Here is an 18,338-nt window from a genome sequence, read left to right as displayed (position 1 = left end):
ACGAGCGTGAACACGAGGCGTTTCCTGGACCTACCGATCCGCGCGAAGCTGGCCATGCTGGTCGTGGCGAGCCTGGCCGCCCTGGCGACCTGCCTGATCGTGACGATCGCGGGTGACCGGACCGCGACCCGGACCGCGGAGCAGCAGAAGGAGATCAACGCCGCGAGCACCCTGGTGCTGCGGATCGATCAGAAGGCGACCGAGCTCAAGGCCCTCGGCCAGGGCGCGGTCATCCGGGACAACCCCGCGCAGCAGGTGAAGCCGCTCCAGGAGCAGATCGCGGCGACCAACGACCTCGTCGTCCAGCTGGAGAAGATCCCTTTGCCCGGCGGGCTGGCCGCCGCGGTGGGCCGGGTCAAGAGCGTGACCGCCGACTACACCGTCACCCTGCGGCGCTTCGTCGACGGCGCGGCCGCGGACCGGGACGGCGCGCGTCTGGCCTCGGAGCAGGTCGGCGTCGACAACTACCTGATCAGCGCCGTGCTCGACAACGAACGAACCCTGTTCATCGACACCGTGACCCGGGCCGAGGCCGCGGCGGACGAGGCCCGGGCGAACGCTCAGCACGTGCTCTGGCTGGTGGTCGCGCTGGCCGCCGTCCTCGTCTGCCTGCTGGCCCAGCTGGTCGTCGTGTCCATCACCCGGCCTCTGCTGCGGGTACGCGGGGCGCTCCAGGCCATGGCCGCCGGTGACCTCACGGTCGGGGCGGCCGTGAACAGCCGCGACGAGGTGGGCCAGATGGCGCTCGCGCTCGACGAGGCCCAGGCGAACATGCGCCGCGTCGTCAGCTCGGTGACCGCCTCCGCGCACTCGGTGGCCGCGGCCGCGGAGCAGCTGACCGCCACGTCCGGCACCATGATGTCGTCCGCCCAGCAGGCGTCGGAGCAGGCGCAGGGCGTCTCGCGGGCGGCGTCGGAGGTTTCCGAGAACGTCTCCTCGGTCGCGACCGGCGCGAACGAGATGGGCGGCTCGATCCGCGACATCGCACACAACGCCGCCGAGGCGGCCCGGGTCGCCGCGCGGGCGGTCGAGGTGGCCGAGGCGACCACGGCGCAGATCGGCAAGCTCGGCGAGTCGTCCACCGAGATCGCCACGGTCATCAAGGTCATCACGAGCATCGCTGAGCAGACGAACCTGCTGGCGCTCAACGCGACCATCGAGGCGGCCCGGGCCGGCGAGTCGGGCAAGGGGTTCGCGGTCGTCGCGGGCGAGGTCAAGGAGCTGGCGCAGGAGACCGCCCGGGCCACCGACGACATCTCGCAGCGCGTGCAGGCCATCCAGACGGACACGGCCGGGGCGGTCAGCGCCATCGGCGAGATCACCTCGGTGATCGCGAGCATCAACGGCTACCAGGCCACCATCGCCGGCGCCGTCGAGGAGCAGACCGCGACCACCGAGGAGATCAGCCGCAGCGTCGCGCTGGCGGCCTCCGGCGCGGGTCACATCGCCGACAACATCACCGGGCTGGCCACCGCGACCCAGGTCAGCACGAAGGGCATCGCCGAGTCCCGGAACGCGGTGACCGAGCTCAGCAAGATGGCACAGGACCTGCAGTCACTGGTGAGCCACTTCCGCTCCTGAGGCCCGCGCCGGTCGCAGCGGGAAGTGGCAGGCCACCTGGTGCGTGTCGCCGGTCAGCGGCGGCTCGGTCTCGCAGATCTCCGCGGCCAGCGGGCAGCGGGTCCGGAACCGGCAGCCGGTAGGCGGATTCAGGGCGCTGGGCAGCTCACCCTCGATGGCGATCCGCTCGCGGGCCCGGCCGTCGGCAGTGAGGCCCTCGACGGTGGGGGCGTCGATGGTCGGGACGGCATCGATCAGCGCCCGCGTGTACGGGTGGCGGGCGTTGCGCACCACGTCCCCGGCCGGCCCGACCTCGACGAGTTTGCCGAGGTACATGACGCCGATCCGGTCGGCCATGTAGTCGACGACGGACAGGTCGTGACTGATGAACACGTACGCCAGGCCGAGCTCCTGCTGCAGGTCGCGCATCAGGTTGAGGACCTGGGCCTGGATCGACACGTCCAGTGCGCTCACCGGCTCGTCGCCGACGATCAGGCGCGGGTGCAGGGCCAGCGAGCGGGCCAGGCCGATGCGCTGCAGCTGGCCGCCGGAGAACTCGTGCGGGTAGCGCTCGAGGACCTGCCGGGACAGCCCCACCTGGTCGAGCAGGGTGTCGATGCGAGCGCGGCGGTCGCCGACCTTCTGGATCTCCAGCGGCTCGGCGAGGATGGCGTCGACGCGCATCCGCGGGTTCATGGCGGCGTAGCTGTCCTGGAACATCAGCTGGACCTGGCGGTGCATGCGGCGCCGCTCCCGGCCGCTCAGACCGGCGATGTCCGTGCCGTCCAGGGTGATCCGGCCGGCGCTGGGCCGTTCCAGGCCCACGGCGAGGCGGCCCACCGTGGACTTGCCGCAGCCGGACTCGCCGACCAGGCCGAAGGTCTCCCCCGGCGCCACGTCGAAGGACACGTCGGCGACGGCGCTGACCTGCCCGTAGTTCTTGACCAGGCCGCGGATCGAGAGCAGTGGCGGCCGCTCCGCGGCGGGCGCGCGCTCCGGGCGTACCCGAGCATGAAGTTGATCTTGATTTGCGGCGGGGTGCAGGCAGGCGAACTGGTGCGTGTCGCCGGTCAGCGGGATGTCGGCGGCGCGGCACTCGTCGGTGACGTGCCGGCAGCGCGGCGCGAACCGGCAGCCGGTCAGCGGCTGGGACAGGTCGGGGGGCAGGCCGGGAATGCTGTAAAGGCGTTCGCCGTCGGCCGCCTCGGGCAGCGACTCCAGCAGGGCCTCGGTGTAGCGGTGGCGGGGCGCGCGGAACAACTCGCGGGTGGCGGCGGTCTCGACGACGCGGCCGGCGTACATCACCGCGACCCGGTCGGCGCGGCCCGCGATCACGCCCAGGTCGTGGGTGACCAGGATGACCGCCATCCCGAGTTCCTCGCGCAGATCGTCGATGAGCTCGAGGATCTGCCGCTGCGTGGTGACGTCCAGTGCGGTGGTCGGCTCGTCGGCGATGAGCAGGCGCGGGGAGCAGCTCAGCGCCATCGCGATCGCGACCCGCTGCCGCATGCCGCCGGACAGCTCGTGCGGGTAGTTGCCGGCGATCCTGTCCGGGCGGGGCATGCCGACCCGTCGGAGGATCTCGACGGCGCGCTCGCGGGCCTCGGCCCGGCCGGCCTTCTCGTGCACCCGCAGCGGCTCGGCGACCTGGGCGCCGATGCGCATGGTCGGGTTGAGCGAGGTGAACGGATCCTGGAAGACCATTCCCATGCGTACGCCACGGATGCGGCGAACCTCGTCCGGCGGGAGCGAACGCAGGTCCCGCCCCTCGAAGAGGATCTCGCCGCCGGTCACCCGGCCGCCGGAGGGCAGCAGACCCATGATGGACAGCGCGGTCATCGTCTTGCCGCTGCCGGACTCCCCCACGATGCCGAGGGTCTCGCCGGGCATCACGCGCAGGCTGACGCCGTCGAGGGCGTGCACGGCGCCGCGGCGCACCGCGATCTCGGTGTCGAGGTCGCGCAGCTCGAGCAGGGGTTCGGTCATCGCAAGTCCTCTCAACGCCGGCGGAGACGGACCTCGAAGGCGTCCCGCAAGCCGTCGCCGATGAAGTTGAAGGCGAGCACGATCAGGATGATGGCGATGCCGGGCGGATAGAGCAGCCACCAGTGGCCGCTGTAGGTGTCGGCGAGGCCGTCGGAGAGCATCCCGCCCCAGTTCGCCGCGGGCGGGGGCACACCGAGGCCGAGGAAGGACAGGTACGCCACGTAGAGGATCGCGTCGGCGACCTGGAAGGTGGCGTTGACGATCACCGTGCCGATCGCGTTGGGCACGATGTGCCGGCGCACCGCCCGGCCACTGGTGCCGCCCATCCCGCGCATGGCCTGCACGTACTCGCGGGTGCGCAGGCTCAGCGCCTCGCCGCGGACCAGCCGGGCCGGGCCCAGCCAGGCGAACGCGCCGATGATCACGATCAGCATCGTGACGCTCGGGGTGACGATCGCGGCGAGCAGCATGAACAGGAACAGCGCCGGGATCGACATCATCGCGTCGACCACCCGCATCATCGCCGAGTCCACCCAGCCGCCGACGAACCCGGCGACGGCGCCCCAGATCGTGCCCACCAGCGTGGCGAGCAGGCCGGCGGCGAGCCCGACGATGATCGACGTCTGCCCACCGAGCATCAGCCGGCCGAGCTGGTCGTAGCCGACGCCGTCGGTGCCGAGCGGATGGCCGGGCGTGCCCGGGTCCAGGTGCACCGACGCGAGGTCGGTGTGCACCTGGTCGGTGTGCCAGACGAACGGGCCCAGGAACGAGAAGGCGGCCAGGGCGAGGAAGATGCCGGCGCCGACCAGGGCGAGGCGGTTCTCCGCGAAGACGCCGAGGCCGAGCCGCCACCGGGAGCGGACGGGCGCGGTCATGACACGTTCCTCCGAAGTCGCACCCGGGGGTCGGCCGCCGCGTAGAGCAGGTCGGCGACCAGCGATCCGGCCACCGTCGCGATCGTCACGACGACGGTCACGCCGAGCAGGATCGGGAAGTCCCGTTTGAGCGCCGCCTGCCAGAACAGCTGGCCCATGCCCGGGAAGTTGAACAGCGACTCGACCACCAGGGCGCCGCTGAACAGGGCCGGCAGGTACATGCCGAGCAGGCCGATCACCGGGAACAGCCCGTTGCGCAAGGTGTGCACCAGCACCACCCGCCACTCCGGGAGGCCCTTGCTGCGGGCGGTGCGCACGTAGTTCTCGTTCAGGTTGTCGACCATCGACGAGCGCACGTACCGCGAGTAGACCGCGATGGTGACGATCGCCAGCGTGACCACGGGCAGCACCAGCCCGGCCGGCTCGGCGAGCACCTCACCCACCGTGAAGCCCTGCGGCGCCTCCGGTGGCAGCACCGGCCAGACCTGCGAGAAAAGGATGATCATCAGAAGACCCATGAAGAAGATCGGTGTCGCGTACGCCAGAAGTGACAACGACGTGATGACGTAGTCGGCCGACCGGTTGCGCCGCACCGCCTGGATCACGCCCAGCGGGATCGCCACCAGCACGGCCAGCACCGTCGACAGCAGGGACAGCACGATCGTCTTGGGCAGCCGCTGCGTGATCGCCTCGGCCACCGACTGGTTCAGCTGGTACGAGTAGCCGAAGTCGCCGGTCACCAGCCGCCGCAGGTACAGGAAGTACTGCTGGAACCAGGGCTTGTCGTAGCCCATCTCGTGGTTGAAGGCCGCGAGCTGGTCCAGCGTCGCCTCCTTGCCCAGCGTGGCCCGCGCGGCGCCGCCGGGCAGCAGGTGCAGGATGAGGAAGGCGATCACCGTGACCAGCACGATGACGACAATCGCCTGCCCCACCCGCGTGACGAGGTATCGGACCATCGCTACTTCCAGGACCAGTCCTGGAAGCGCATGGAGTTCATCGGGTCCTGCGGCTCCACACCTTGCAGACCCGAGCGGTACGCCGAGATCTGGTAGACCGGGTTCGGCATCCACAGCACCGGCAGATCCTTGGCCAGGAAGTCGTTGTACGCCGTCAGGGCGCTGTCATCTCCGGAGAACTGGGTCGCGTCGATCAGCTTGTCCGCCTCCGGATTGCTGTAGCTGCCCAGGTTCACCGGGGCGTCGGTGGCGAACAGCCGCTCGCCGCTCGCGAACGCCGGGTAGTACCAGCTGCCCTGCGAGCCGAAGAAGGACATGTCCCAGCCGCAGGTCGCCTCGGCCGGCTTGCAGGCCGGCGTGACGGCCACCGAGTCGGGCACCTCCTTGATGGTCAGCGTGATGCCCAGCTTGGCCATCTGCGACTTGATCTCGGCGAACATCTTCGTGGTGGCGGCGAAGCCGGTCTGGCTGGTCACCGTGAACGTCAGCGGCTGACCGGCGGCCACGCCCTCGCCGCACTGGGTGTCCGCCGCGCCGGGGGTCAGGCAGGTGGTCTGCCCGTCCGGCGTCACCTTCCAGCCGTGGCTCTCCAGCAGCTGTTTCGCGGCGGCCGGGTCGAACTTGTAGACACAGCCCGAGGCGTCCGTGGTGCCCGGCTTCGGCGGGACCGGGCCGCAGGTGGGCGCCGCCATGCCGGCCCAGATCACCTTGCTGATCGTCGGCTGGTCGATCAGCATCTGCATCGCCTGGCGCAGGTAGGGCTGCTTGAACAGCACGCCGGTCTTCGGGTTGCTGTAGTTCAGCTGGAGGTAGGTGATGGACCAGCCGTACCAGGGCGAGACCTTGTAGTCCTTGGACTCCAGATAGGACTTCTGCGACGTGTTGGCCGCGGGCACGTACCCGTAGTCGATCTGACCGGCGCGCAGCACGTTGAACTCGGCGTCGTCACCGGTGAACGGGCGCAGCACGACCTTCGCCAGCTTCGGCTTGTCCCTACCCGAATAACTCGCCTGCGCGGCCAGCGTGACCTCGCCGCCGGGCACGTACTTCTCGAGCTTCCACGGGCCGCTGCCGACCTTCCACAGCGGGTTGGCGTCGTACGTCTTGGGGTCCTTCGCGGCCGCGGTGAGCGTCTCGAAGACCTTCTTCGCCCCCGCGGGCGTGCTCGCCGCCCCCTCGGAGTCCCAGGCGTGGGCGGGCAACGGGGTGATCCGGTTGAGCTGGTTGTCCACGAACCACGCGGGGTTGTACGCCTGCGTCGTGGTCATCGAGAACGTCTTGTCGTCCTTGACCGACCAGTCGGCGATGTTGTCCGGGAAGCCGCCCTTGCGGTACGACGCCCACTTGTCCTTGTTGGCGGTGACCAGGGCGTACCAGAACTGGATGTCCTTGGTCGTCAGCGCCGTCCCGTCGGACCACTTGTCGTCCTTGAGCGTGATGGTCAGCGTCTTGCCGCCGTTGCTGACCACCGGAGGTTCGGCCAGCGACCGGTTCGCGTCGATGTTGTACTGCGCGGTGCCGTCCAGCTGGTACGAGTACAGCGGCCGGTACAGCGCCGAGGTGAAGATCGCGTTCTCGCCCTGGGTGAAGCCGGGCGCCGAGATCGGCAGGATCCAGTTCGGGGTACGGAACGCGACGGTCGCCGAGTCCTTGCTCGCGCCCTTGCCGCCCTCCTCCGAGGAACCGCCGGAACACGCCACCAGGCCCGTCCCGACGAGGATCGCGCCGGCTGCCACCGCCACCGTGCGCAGAAGTCTGCTTGTCATCATCACCGCTCCTTGACGTCCGACGCCGTGAACCTAAACCCGCCAAAGTTTCAGGTCAACGAAAAATAAGGGCTTAGTTCGGTTACTTTCGCCGTGCTACGTTCAAAGTCACTGACGCCCTGACCGAACTCTTGCTCCCGGCGATCTGGGCGCCGGGCAGACTGTGGGTCTGTTCGGACAAGGAGAGGCCTGTGCACCCATCGATCCCCGCCACGCTGCGCGATCAGACCCTCGGTCTGCTCTCCAGCGGCGCGGCCACCTCGCGCGCCGACCTGGCCGAGGCGCTCCGGGTGGCGCCCTCCACCGTCACCGCCGTGGTGCGCCGGCTGATCGAGGAGGGCGTGCTGCTCGAGGAGGGCAGCGGCCGGTCCACCGGGGGCCGGCGCCCGCGCATCCTGCGGCTGCGGGAGACCGACGGAGTCCTGGCCGTCGCCGAGCTCGGCGGGAAACACGCCCGGGTGGGGCTCCTGACGGCCGGCGGCGCCGTGCGCGACACCGCCGAGGTCCCGATCGACATCGGGGCCGGCCCGGCCGCGGTCTTCGGCACGGTCCACGAGACGTTCGCCCGGCTCCAGGCGACGACGGCGCCCGGCCAGGCCCTGCTCGGCGTCGGCGTGGCGCTGCCCGGCCCGGTGGAGTTCCCCAGCGGGCGGGTCATCGGCCCGGCCCGCATGCCCGGCTGGAGCGGCGCCGAGCCGGCGGTGCACCTGGCGCACGCCTTCGACGACTTCGCCGGGCCGCTGCTGGTCGACAACGACGCCAAGGCCGCGGCCATCGGCGAGTACGTGACGCGCGGCCAGGACACCGGCGACATGATCTACGTCAAGGCCGGCACGGGCATCGGCGCCTGTCTGGTCAGCGACGGCCAGATCTTCCGCGGCGGGCGCGGCCTGTCCGGCGACGTGACCCACGTGCGGGTCGCCGACAGCGGCGAGCGGCAGTGCTCCTGCGGCAGCCGCGGCTGCCTGGAGACGGTGGCCAGCGGGGCCGCCCTGTCCCGGCAGCTCGCCGCACCGGGCACACCCGGCATGAGCCTGCAGGACATCATGGTCGCGGTCCACGACGGCGATCCCGCCGTGGTCACCGCCGTGCGTCAGGCCGGCCGCCTCCTCGGCGTGGCCCTGTCCGGCCTGGTGAACTTCCTCAACCCCAGCTCGGTCGTCGTCGGCGGCGCACTGTCCAGCCTGGACGTCTACGTGGCGGCGACGCGCAGCATGCTCTACGAACGCTGCCTGCCCTCGATGACCCAGGCCCTGGCCATCGAGGCCAGCGCCGCCGGACCGGACGCCGCGCTCACCGGCCTCGGACACCTGCTACGCACCACCGCCGACGTCAGATCCCCCTCCTAGGAGCCCGCATGCGCGTCGCCATCGGCGGCATCCACATCGAGTCCAGCACGTTCTCCCCGCACATCAGCACCACCTTCGACTTCGACGTCACGCGCGACAAGGAGCTGCTGGCCCGCTACGACTGGCTCGACCAGCCCTGGGCGGAGGGCGTGGAGTGGGTTCCGCTGGTGCACGCCCGAGCTCTCCCCGGCGGGGCGGTCGACCCGGAGGCGTACCGGGCGTGGGAGAGCGAGATGGTGGAGAAGCTCGCCGCCGCCGGCCCGGTCGACGGCATGCTGCTCGACTTCCACGGCGCGATGAGCGTGGTCGGGCGCGACGACGCGGAAGGCGACCTGGTCACCGCCATCCGCGCGGCGATCGGCCCGGCGCCGCTCATCTCCACGGCGATGGACCTGCACGGCAACGTGTCCCGGGTGCTCTTCGACGCCTGCGACCTGCTCACCTGCTACCGCACCGCGCCGCACGTCGACGTCTGGGAGACCCGCGAGCGAGCCGCCCGCAACCTGACCGACGCCCTGCGCCGGGCCGCCACCTCGACCTCCACGGGCGCCGCCTCGACCTCCACGGGCGCCGCCTCGGTGCGGCCGCACAAGGCCCTCGTGCACGTGCCGATCCTGCTGCCCGGCGAACAGACCAGCACCCGCGACGAGCCCGCCCGCGGCCTCTACGCCCGGATCCCGGAGATCGAGGCCCGCCCCGGCATCATCGACGCGGCCGTCTGGATCGGATTCGCCTGGGCCGACCAGCCCCGCTGCCGGGGCGCTGTGGTCGTCACCGGGCACGATGCGACCGCGGTCGCCACCGCTGCCCGGGAACTCGGCGACCACTTCTGGGCGGCGCGCGAGAAGTTCGCCTTCGTGGCACCCACGGGCACGATGGACGAGTGCCTGGACGCCGCGGTCGCCTCGTCCGCGCCGGGTCCGTTCTTCATCAGCGACTCCGGTGACAACCCGGGTGCGGGCGGGGCCGACGACGTCACCTACGCCCTGTCGCGGATGCTGGCCCGCCCCGACGTGCTCGCCCGGCGGTCGGTCTTCGCCTCGCTGGTCGATCCGCAGGCCGTCGCCGAGGTGGCGGATCATCCGATCGGCTCGCGGGTGCGGGTCACCGCCGGTGGGCGGATCGACGGCCGCGACCCGGGACCGCTGGACCTCGACGGCACCCTGGAAGCCGTCGCCGACGACCCGGCCGGCGGGCGCTGCGTCAGCGTACGCATCGAAGGTCTGAGCGTCTTCGTGACGTCCCGCCGGATGCAGTACCGGTTGCTGGACTCCTACCGGCGGCTCGGCGTGGACGTGGCGTCGGCCGGCATCGTGACGGTGAAGATCGGCTACCTGGAGCCCGAGCTGTTCGAGGCCGCCGGGAACTGGATGCTCGCGCTCACGCCGGGCGGCGTCGACCAGCACCTGGCCCGGTTGCCGTACACCAAAGTAGAAAGACCGTTCTTTCCCCTGGACCGCGATTTCGACGCGGACCTCACCGTGGTGACCGGGTGACCGTTCTCGCGGTCGACGTCGGCGGAACCACGATCAAGGGCGCCGTGGTCGACGCGGCGGGCCGGGTCCGGCACTCGGTGACCGCGCCGACCCGAGCCGACGACGATCCGGTCGCCGCCGTCAGATCCCTGTGCCGCCGGCTTCGGGACGAGGCCGCCGAGCCCGCGGCGATCGGCGTGGTCACCCCCGGGCTGGTCGACGAGGACGAGGGCGTGGTGCGGTGGGCCGCGAATCTCCGGCTCCGGGACGTCCCGCTGCGCGCCCTGATCAGCGAGGACCTCGGCATCCCGGTGGCGGTCGGGCATGACGTGCGGGCGGCGGGTGTCGCCGAGGCCCGGGCGCGGGGGCTGACCGGCTTCCTGCTGCTGGCGCTGGGCACCGGCATCGCCGCGGCCGTCGTGGTGGACGGCGTGCCGCTGGCCGGCGCCACCCGGGCCGCCGGCGAGGTCGGCCACATGCCGGTCCACCCCGGCGGCGAGCCGTGCAGCTGCGGCCAGCGCGGCTGCCTCGAGGTGTACGCCTCCGCCGGCGGCCTGGCCCGCCGCTACGCACGGCTCAGCGGCGCGGCCGGCAAAGAGCCCAGCGGCGCGGCCGGCAAAGAGCCCAGCGGCGCGCCCGAGATGGACAGCCGCGCGATCGCCGCCGCGGTCGGCTCGGATCCGCTGGCCCGCACGGTCTGGGACGACGCGACCCTCGCCCTGGGCACGGCCCTGGCGACCCTCACCCTCACCCTCGACCCGGCCGAGATCGTGCTCGGCGGTGGGCTCGCCGACGCGGGCGCTCTGTTCTTCGCCCCGGTCCGGGACACCCTGCGTGACGCGCTCGCCTGGCGCCCGCCACCGCCGGTGCTGCCGTCGACGTTCGGCGCGCGGGCGGCCCTGATGGGCGCGGCGATCATGGCTCGCCGCGAGGCCGGCCTCCCGGTGCCCGACGGCTGGGGCCTGCCGTAAGGCAGCGACGACAGCTACCTGGCAGCGGCGTCGCACTGGTGGGCCCGCCGGCCTCGCCGAGCGGATAGACATCGCGCGATCGCGTGGTTGAATGTTTCCGCTGCGTAACAGTGGGAGGAACCATGCGCGTCCGCCGTGCTCTGGCCGTGTTGCTGTCCACCGTGCTGGCCGGTGGCGTGATCGCGACTCCCGCGCACGCGGGCGGTGACGAGTTGCGGGGGCGGCATTCGCTGCGGGCGCCGGTCACCGACGAGAACTTCTACTTCGTCATGGCCGACCGTTTCGCCAACGGCAGCACCGCCAACGACCGCGGCGGGCTCGGCGACGACCCGCTGGTGTCCGGTTTCGACCCGGCGCGCAAGGGCTTCTACAACGGCGGTGACCTGGCCGGGCTGCTGCAGCGGCTCGACTACGTGCAGGGTCTGGGCACCACGTCGATCTGGCTGACGCCGAGCTTCAAGAACAAGGCGGTGCAGCTGGAGGACGGGCCGTCGGCCGGCTACCACGGGTACTGGATCACCGACTTCACCCAGATCGACCCGCACCTGGGCACCAACGCCGACCTGCGGGCCTTGATCGACGCCGCGCACCGGCGGGGCATGAAGGTCTACTTCGACATCATCACCAACCACACCGCGGACGTCATCGGGTACGAGCAGGGCGCGCGCCGGCCGTACGTGTCGAAGGACGCCGTGCCGTACCGGACCGCCGCGGGCCGGCCGTTCGACGACCGCGATCACGCGGGGACCGGCACCTTCCCGAAGCTGGATCCGGCGGTGTCGTTCCCGTACACGCCGGTGCTCGACCCGGCCGAGCGTGACCTCAAGGTCCCGGCCTGGCTGAACGACGTCACCCTCTATCACAACCGCGGCGACACCACGTTCACCGGCGAGAACTCGCTCTACGGCGACTTCTTCGGCCTGGACGACCTGTTCACCGAGCACCCGCGGGTGGTGCGCGGCATGACCGACATCTACCGGACGTGGATCGCCGATTTCGGGGTGGACGGCTTCCGGATCGACACGATGAAGCACGTCAACGACGAGTTCTGGCAGCGGTTCGGTCCCGAGATCCTGCGCTTCGCGAAGGAGCACGGCAAGAGCGAGTTCTTCATGTACGGCGAGGTCTTCGACACCTCGCGGCCGTTCACCTCGCACTTCACCACCAGCGACCGGATGCAGGCGGTGCTGGACTTCCCGTTCCAGGACGCGGCCCGCAACTACGCCTCCCGGGGGCAGCCGGCCGAGGCGCTGGGGCGGTTCTTCACCGACGACGACTGGTACACCGACGCCGACTCGAACGTCTACGAGCTGCCGACCTTCCTCGGTAACCACGACATGGGCCGGATCGGCGGCTTCGTGCGGGCCGACAACCCGGACGCCGGCGACGCCGAGTGGGTGGCCCGCGACCGGCTCGCGCACGAGCTGATGTACCTGTCCCGCGGCAACCCGGTCGTCTACTACGGCGACGAGCAGGGTTTCACCGGGCCGGGCGGCGACCAGGATGCGCGGCAGACGATGTTCGCCAGCCGGGTGCCCGACTACCTCGACGACGACCTGCTCGGCACCGCCGCCACCCACGCGCAGGACAACTTCGTCGCCGGCCACCCGCTCTACCGGGCCATCGGCGACCTGGCCGCGCTCACCCGGCAGCATCCGGCGCTGCGCGACGGCGCCCACCAGAGCCGGTACGCCGACCAGGACGCCGGGGTCTACGCGTTCTCCCGGGTCGACCGCCAGAAGCAGCGCGAGTACGTGGTGGCGCTCAACAACAGCGAGCAGCCCCGCACCGCGGCCGTCCCGACCTATTTCACCGGCGGCGACTTCACCGCCGTCTACGGCGCAAGCGGTTCCCGGAAGACGAACGCCGGCCTTCTGAGTGTGACCGTTCCCCCACTGTCCACGGTGGTCTACCGGTCCGCCGGCCGCATCCCGGCGTCCCGGCAGGCCCCGGCCGTCTCGCTGGCGGCCCCCGCACCGGCCGGCGCACGCATGGAGGTGACCGCGAACGTCGGCAGCGACTCGTTCCAGGAGGTCACCTTCTACGCCGAGGCGGGCCGGGGCGGCTGGACGCCGATCGGCACCGACGACACCGCGCCGTACCGGGTCTTCCACGACGTCTCCGGGCTGGCCACCGGCACGAAGGTGCGGTACCGCGCGGTCGTGCTGGACAACGCCGGGCACTCGCGGGCGAGCCGGCCCCGGGACACCCGGGTGCCGCCGCCGGCCGTGACCGTCGAGGCCCCCGCCGAGGGCGCAAACGTGCGCGGCACGGTCGAGGTGCGTGCGGTCGCCGACCCGGAACGCGCCACCCACGTGGTCCGCTTCGAGCGCGGCGTCGCCGGTGGGCCGTGGACCACGATCGGCCGGGACGCGTCGTCACCCGCGTACACCATCTTGGATGATCTTGGTCCGTTGAACCTGGCCGCCGGTGCGCAGGTGCGTTATCGCGCGATCCTCGCCGAGCCGGACGGCACCCGGGTGACCAGCGCGGTGCGGACCGTCCGGTACGCCGGACCGCCGGTGACCGTGGCGACGCTGCGCTACCACCGGCCGGCCGGGGACTATGACGGCTGGGGCCTGCACCTGTGGGGCGACGGGATCGATCCCGCGGTGCTGGCGCAGGTCGCGTGGGACCGGCCGTGGCCACCGGCGCGGATCGCCGACGGGTGGGCCGAGTACGAGATCCCGCTCACCGACGACACCAAGCCGGTCAACTTCATCATGCACACGCCCGGTGGCGACACCGTGCCGACCACCCGCGAGCCCGGCGGTGACCGGTCGTTCACCCCGATCGACCATCCGCGGGTCTGGATCGTCCAGGGGGATCCCGCGATCCGCACCAGCCCGCCACAATAGGCATCGTGCTGAGGTTCGTGATCGCGCAACTCCGCGGGCGGCCTCGGCGTGCGCTGGCGATGCTGGCCGGCATCCTGGCGGCCACCACGGGTTTCGTCGTGCTCAGCGGCTCGGCGACCACCTCGCAGGTGCGCACGGTCGGCACGGTGGAGGCGGGCTACCGCGCGGCCTACGACGTGCTCGTCCGGCCCGCGGGCGCCCGCGGAGGCGCCGAGGACGAGCGTGGGCTGGTTCGGCCCAACTACCTGACCGGCGTGTACGGCGGGATCACCACCGCGCAACTGGACCTGGTCCGCCGCCTGCCGGGCGTGGCGGTCACCGCGCCGATCGCGATGCTCGGCTACACCTATGTGCCGATCGAGCAGAAGGTCGATCTGACCGGGGCGATCGATCCGTCACGGCGTACCCAGATCTTTGCTCTGACGCCCACCTGGACCACCGACCGAGGTCTCACCGTCATCGCCGACGCCCCGCACTATGTCTATGTCACGCGCAACAGGATCTACCCCGAGAAGGACATCGTGGGTGTGCAGCCGCCCGGGCCGGTCTACGGCGACGGTACGCGGCTGCCGAAGCGCCCGCTCCCGCTGTGCTACTCAACCGTGCTCGAGGTGCACCCGGACGGCCGCAAGGTGCCGATGTGCGCGGACGGGCTGGTCCCGGGCGAGGACGGCACGACGCCGGCGGAGCGCTCCGAGCTGACGTTCCGGCAGGCGTCCAGCCCGCTCGTGGTCACCCTGCGCTCGCGGGTGATGGTGCCGGCCGCCGCCGTCGACCCGTCCGCGGAGGCCGCGCTGGTCGGACTGGACCGGGCGCTCGTGTCGGGACGGTATCTGCGGCCGGACGAGCAGCCGGTGCCCCGCCCGCCCAACACCCGCATCGCCGACCAGGACCTCGGTCATCTCGGCGTGCCGGTGATGGTCGCCGACCGTAGCTTTGTCGATCAGCAGGTGCGGGTGTCGGTGCGCCGGCTCGGCCCGGCCGCCGCGACGGTGCTGCCCGGCAAGGAGATCACCGAGTCCCTGCCGGCGCTGGGCCGGGCCGGCGGCGACCCGGTCGACACCGGTGTCACGGTTTCGCCGGCGGCGGCGCCCCTCGGGGACGGCGCCGACCTGGGGCTGCTCTATCAGCCGGGCGCGCCGAGCTACGACGGCCGGCTCCGCCCCCGGCCGGTGACCGGCAACGCGAAGGGCTGGCGGGTCGATCTCGACGGCGGCGGGCAGGGCACCGACCTGCCCCCGGCGGTGGCGCTGGACACCGGGTTCCGGCCGCTGAGCCCGCCCCGCGCTCCCCTGCTCACCCTCGACCGCTATCCGCGGGCGGACATCACCGGCGAGTTCGATCCGGAACGGCTGCGCGAGTTCTCCCCGCTGTCCGCGGTGCCGATGGAGACGTACCGCCCGGCGGGGGTGCCCGGCGCCGACGACCGCACCCGGGGACTGCTCCACGATCGGCCGCTGCTGCCGACGGGCAGCCCGGTCGGCTATCTGTCCGCGCCGCCGCTGATCCTCACCAACCTGGCCGCGGTCGGCGCGCTGCATCTGCCACCGGCGCAGCAGGCCGCCCCGATCAGCGCGATCCGGCTGCGGGTGGCCGGCGTGACCGGGATGGACCCGCTCAGCCAGGAACGGGTCCGGCAGGTCGCGCACGACGTCGCCGTCACGACCGGCCTCGACGTGGACATCATGATCGGGTCGTCGCCCGCGCCGCAGACCGTGGAACTCCCGGCGGGCGGTTACGGGCGTCCCGCGCTGACGCTGGCCGAGCCGTGGTCCCGCAAGGGTGTGGCGGTCGCGATCGTCCGGGCCGCCGACCGCAAGGGTGTGCTGCTGTCCGGCCTGGTGCTGGTGGTCTGCGTGCTCTTCCTCGGCAACGCGGTCGCGGCGGCCGTCCGGGACCGCCGCCGCGAACTCGCCGTCCTGGCCTGCCTCGGCTGGCCGGCCGGGCGCCTGGCCGCGGCGATCATGGGCGAGGTGGCCCTCGTCGGGCTGACCGCCGGCGTGCTCGCCGGCGCTTCGTCGATACCGCTGGCACGTCTGGCCGGCGTGGAGCTGTCCGCGACGCAGGCGGCGGCGGCCGTGCCGATCGGCCTGGTCATCGCCGTGCTGGCGGCTGTGGTGCCGGCCGCGTCGGCTGCCCGGGCCACGCCGGGCGCGGCCGTCCATCCGGCCGTCCGGGTGGCGCGGCGGGCGCGGCACCATCGCACGCTGGTGGGTCAGGCGCTGGTTCAGCTGGTACGCGTACCCGGACGCACCCTCGTCGGAGCACTCGCCCTCGCCGTGGGAGTGGCCGCGCTGACGATGCTGCTCGCCGTGCTCGTGGTCTTCCACAACGACGTGGTCGGCACGCTGCTCGGCGACGCCGTCGCGGTACGGGTCCGGCCGGTCGACCTCGCCGCGTCGGTGGCCACGGTCGTCCTCGGCGCGTGCGCGGTCGGCGACGTGCTCTACATCAACGTGCGGGAACGCGCCGCGGAACTCGCCACGCTGTGGGCGAGCGGCTGGACCGACGGCGCGCTGCTGCGGATGATCGCGTACGAGGGACTCGGGATCGGCGTGCTCGGCGCCGTGCCCGGTGCGGCGGCCGGGCTGGCCGGGGTCGCCTGGTTCGCCGGCGGGGTCAACAATCACCTGCTGGGCCTGACCGCGCTCATCGCCGCCGGTGCGGTCGCGGTCGCCGGTCTGGCCGTGGTGGCGCCCGCCATCGCGCTGCGTCGCCTGCCGCCCGCCCGTCTGCTGGCCGAGGAGTGACCGCGGTGACCTTTGTTTCGGTACGTGGCGTGAGCAAGGCGTACGGCAGCGGGCCCGGCCGGATCGCCGCGGTCGACGACGTGTCGCTGACCATCGACGCCGGCAGTGTGGTGGCGCTGACCGGGGCCAGCGGCAGCGGCAAGTCGACCCTGCTGCATCTGCTCGGCGCCATCGACCGCGCCGACGCGGGCACGATCGTCGTCGGCGACATCGAGATCACCTCGCTCACGCGGCGCGGGCTGTCCGCTTACCGGCGCTCGATCGGCTTCGTCTTCCAGCGCTACCACCTGCTGCCGGCGCTGACCGCCGAGGACAACGTGATCGCGCCGGTACAGCCGTTCCGGGTGGGCTTCGACAAGCGGGCCCGGGCACGCGAGCTGCTGGCCGCCGTCGGGCTCGCCGGTCGCGAGTCCGCGCTGCCGTCCCAGCTGAGCGGCGGCCAGCAGCAGCGGGTCGGCATCGCCCGCGCGCTGATCGGTGGCCCGTCGCTGCTGCTGGCCGACGAGCCGACCGGAAACCTGGACTCGGCCACCGGCGCGGAGATCCTCGACGTCCTCCTGGCCGTGCCCGACGTGACGATCGTGGTGGCCACGCACGAGCAGCAGGTCGCCGACCGCTGCGACCGGGTGCTGCGCCTGAAGGACGGCCGCCTCTCGCCCCGGACCGGCTCCTCCGTCAGGCCGGTACCCGGTCGGCCCGGGCGACCCGGCTCGACCAGCGCCGGGCGCGGCCGTTGACCCGGTACTCGAGGATGTACGCGTCGGGCAGGATCGGGATGCGGAACCCCTGATCGGCGGTGTACTTGAGGTACGAGTCCTCGTTCATCCACCTGGTCAGCCAGTACGACCGCTGCGGCCCGACGCTGAAGACGGTCTCCATCGTCACGGGGTTGATCAGCGAGAATTCGAGCTTCGTGCCGAGGTCGGGGGCGGGCCACCACACCTGGGTGTCGTCCAGGCCGGCGACGGCGCTGGTGTAGAACGCGCCGAGCGGTGCCGGCAGGAACGGCAGCGACGCCGGCAGAACGCGGCCCGGATCGCGGCGGTAGATGCCCACCTCGGCGCCGATGCCGCCCGGGAAGACGGGATTGTTGAGAAATTTCTGACACCATCCCCGCCAGAGTTGAATGACGACCGGCTCGCCGTCGATCACGTCCTCGATGACGGCGGTCGCATAACCCGGCCATTGCAGCGCGGTGAAGCACGGAAGGCCTTGGCACAGCAGTTTCCAGCGCTCCGAGGTCTCCACGTAGGAATAGCCCCGTGCGTCCTCGGTACGCATTGTCGGAATATTGAAGTTCCGCAAGGTATTCGTCGCCCACAGCGGGTTCCGGGCCACGTCGTAGATCACCAGATTGCCGTCGTTCTGGAGCACGAGCTCCGCGCCGGGATGACCATGGGTGCCGCTCGCCCACAGCGGTGATCCCTGGGCGTCCTGCGCCACGAGGTTGCCGTCGCCCTGCATGACGAGCCGGGAGATCGGCTGGCCGAATGTGTTGCTGGCCCACAGCGGCACCGCGTTCTGGATGCGGTAGAGCACGACGTTGCCGTCGGCCTGCATGACGAGTTCCAGCCAGCCCGTGACGGACCGGAGCCGCTCGCCCGTTCGTAATATGCCGCCCGATGTCAGCCGATCCATGTCGCCCTCCGTCACTGATAGTTCAATCAACCGGCCGAGGTTCGCACGCATACGGAACGGGGGGCAAAGGAATATGTTTCACGAGTCCCTGATCCGACAATATCCATTCACATTCGAGTGACGAATGTGGGATTTTGCACTCACAGTGCACTTG

12 protein-coding genes are annotated in these 18,338 nt (G+C 71.6%); 7 read left to right on the top strand and 5 right to left on the bottom strand.

The annotated features are described in order from the left end of the window. Window positions 1-6 precede the first annotated feature (6 nt). Window positions 7-1,581 carry a methyl-accepting chemotaxis protein gene (locus QSK31_RS05095; protein WP_285681494.1) on the top strand — a complete coding sequence of 525 codons (1,575 nt, stop codon included), beginning with the start codon at window positions 7-9 and terminating at the stop codon, window positions 1,579-1,581. Here the strand turns inward: QSK31_RS05095 and QSK31_RS05090 are convergent. The 4 genes from QSK31_RS05090 to QSK31_RS05075 are packed head-to-tail and all read right to left on the bottom strand — an operon-like array spanning window position 1,555 to window position 7,143. Further along, window positions 1,555-3,546 (bottom strand): ABC transporter ATP-binding protein, encoded by a 1,992-nt coding sequence (locus QSK31_RS05090; protein WP_285681492.1) that lies wholly within the window; start codon window positions 3,544-3,546, stop codon window positions 1,555-1,557. The genes QSK31_RS05095 and QSK31_RS05090 overlap by 27 nt on opposite strands. 11 nt (window positions 3,547-3,557) lie before the next feature. Beyond that, window positions 3,558-4,421 (bottom strand): ABC transporter permease, encoded by an 864-nt coding sequence (locus QSK31_RS05085; protein WP_352244369.1) that lies wholly within the window; start codon window positions 4,419-4,421, stop codon window positions 3,558-3,560. Then, entirely contained in the window at window positions 4,418-5,377 is a 960-nt protein-coding gene (locus QSK31_RS05080) for an ABC transporter permease (protein ID WP_285681491.1), read from the bottom strand. Before QSK31_RS05080 ends, QSK31_RS05085 begins: the two co-directional genes overlap by 4 nt. Window positions 5,378-5,379: 2 nt before the next feature. Further along, complete coding sequence (locus QSK31_RS05075; RefSeq protein WP_285681490.1) at window positions 5,380-7,143, bottom strand: peptide ABC transporter substrate-binding protein; 1,764 nt, start codon at window positions 7,141-7,143, stop codon at window positions 5,380-5,382. Between the two features lie 191 nt (window positions 7,144-7,334). Here QSK31_RS05075 and QSK31_RS05070 point away from each other — a divergent pair, with 191 nt between their 5' ends. The 6 genes from QSK31_RS05070 to QSK31_RS05045 all read left to right on the top strand — a co-directional run bounded on the left by QSK31_RS05070 (window position 7,335) and on the right by QSK31_RS05045 (window position 17,283). Beyond that, window positions 7,335-8,492, top strand: a complete 1,158-nt coding sequence (locus QSK31_RS05070) for an ROK family transcriptional regulator (protein WP_285681488.1) — start codon at window positions 7,335-7,337, stop codon at window positions 8,490-8,492. 8 nt (window positions 8,493-8,500) lie between these two features. Beyond that, a complete protein-coding gene (locus QSK31_RS05065; protein ID WP_285681486.1) occupies window positions 8,501-9,988 on the top strand; it encodes a M81 family metallopeptidase in 1,488 nt (495 codons plus the stop codon). Continuing rightward, window positions 9,985-10,938 carry an ROK family protein gene (locus QSK31_RS05060; RefSeq protein WP_285681484.1) on the top strand — a complete coding sequence of 318 codons (954 nt, stop codon included), beginning with the start codon at window positions 9,985-9,987 and terminating at the stop codon, window positions 10,936-10,938. Before QSK31_RS05065 ends, QSK31_RS05060 begins: the two co-directional genes overlap by 4 nt. A 122-nt stretch (window positions 10,939-11,060) precedes the next feature. After that, window positions 11,061-13,796, top strand: a complete 2,736-nt coding sequence (locus QSK31_RS05055; protein ID WP_285681483.1) for an alpha-amylase family glycosyl hydrolase — start codon at window positions 11,061-11,063, stop codon at window positions 13,794-13,796. A 5-nt stretch (window positions 13,797-13,801) separates the two neighbouring features. Further along, the gene (locus tag QSK31_RS05050) at window positions 13,802-16,546 is read left to right on the top strand and encodes an FtsX-like permease family protein (RefSeq protein ID WP_285681481.1); all 2,745 of its coding nucleotides are present in this window, start codon (window positions 13,802-13,804) and stop codon (window positions 16,544-16,546) included. A 62-nt stretch (window positions 16,547-16,608) separates the two neighbouring features. Then, window positions 16,609-17,283: an ABC transporter ATP-binding protein gene (locus tag QSK31_RS05045; protein WP_502872911.1), complete on the top strand. Its 675-nt coding sequence runs from the start codon at window positions 16,609-16,611 to the stop codon at window positions 17,281-17,283. Here the strand turns inward: QSK31_RS05045 and QSK31_RS05040 are convergent. After that, on the bottom strand, window positions 17,222-18,184 hold the full coding sequence (locus QSK31_RS05040) for a hypothetical protein (RefSeq protein WP_285681478.1): 963 nt from the start codon (window positions 18,182-18,184) through the stop codon (window positions 17,222-17,224). The two genes, QSK31_RS05045 and QSK31_RS05040, sit on opposite strands and share 62 nt — an antisense overlap. Window positions 18,185-18,338 lie beyond the last annotated feature (154 nt).

The organism is Actinoplanes sp. NBRC 103695, from assembly GCF_030269485.1.
In the GTDB taxonomy this organism is placed as follows: domain Bacteria; phylum Actinomycetota; class Actinomycetes; order Mycobacteriales; family Micromonosporaceae; genus Actinoplanes.
Note: the sequence above shows the minus strand (reverse complement) of the source record. Positions and strands in the feature narration are given on the sequence as shown.

Coding starts and splice junctions, on each gene's coding strand:
- QSK31_RS05090 (WP_285681492.1), bottom strand. CDS start 3,546: ATGACCGAACCCCTGCTCGAGCTGCGCGACCTCGACACCGAGATCGCG.
- QSK31_RS05055 (WP_285681483.1), top strand. CDS start 11,061: ATGCGCGTCCGCCGTGCTCTGGCCGTGTTGCTGTCCACCGTGCTGGCC.
- QSK31_RS05080 (WP_285681491.1), bottom strand. CDS start 5,377: ATGGTCCGATACCTCGTCACGCGGGTGGGGCAGGCGATTGTCGTCATC.
- QSK31_RS05040 (WP_285681478.1), bottom strand. CDS start 18,184: ATGGATCGGCTGACATCGGGCGGCATATTACGAACGGGCGAGCGGCTC.
- QSK31_RS05075 (WP_285681490.1), bottom strand. CDS start 7,143: ATGACAAGCAGACTTCTGCGCACGGTGGCGGTGGCAGCCGGCGCGATC.
- QSK31_RS05085 (WP_352244369.1), bottom strand. CDS start 4,421: ATGACCGCGCCCGTCCGCTCCCGGTGGCGGCTCGGCCTCGGCGTCTTC.
- QSK31_RS05065 (WP_285681486.1), top strand. CDS start 8,501: ATGCGCGTCGCCATCGGCGGCATCCACATCGAGTCCAGCACGTTCTCC.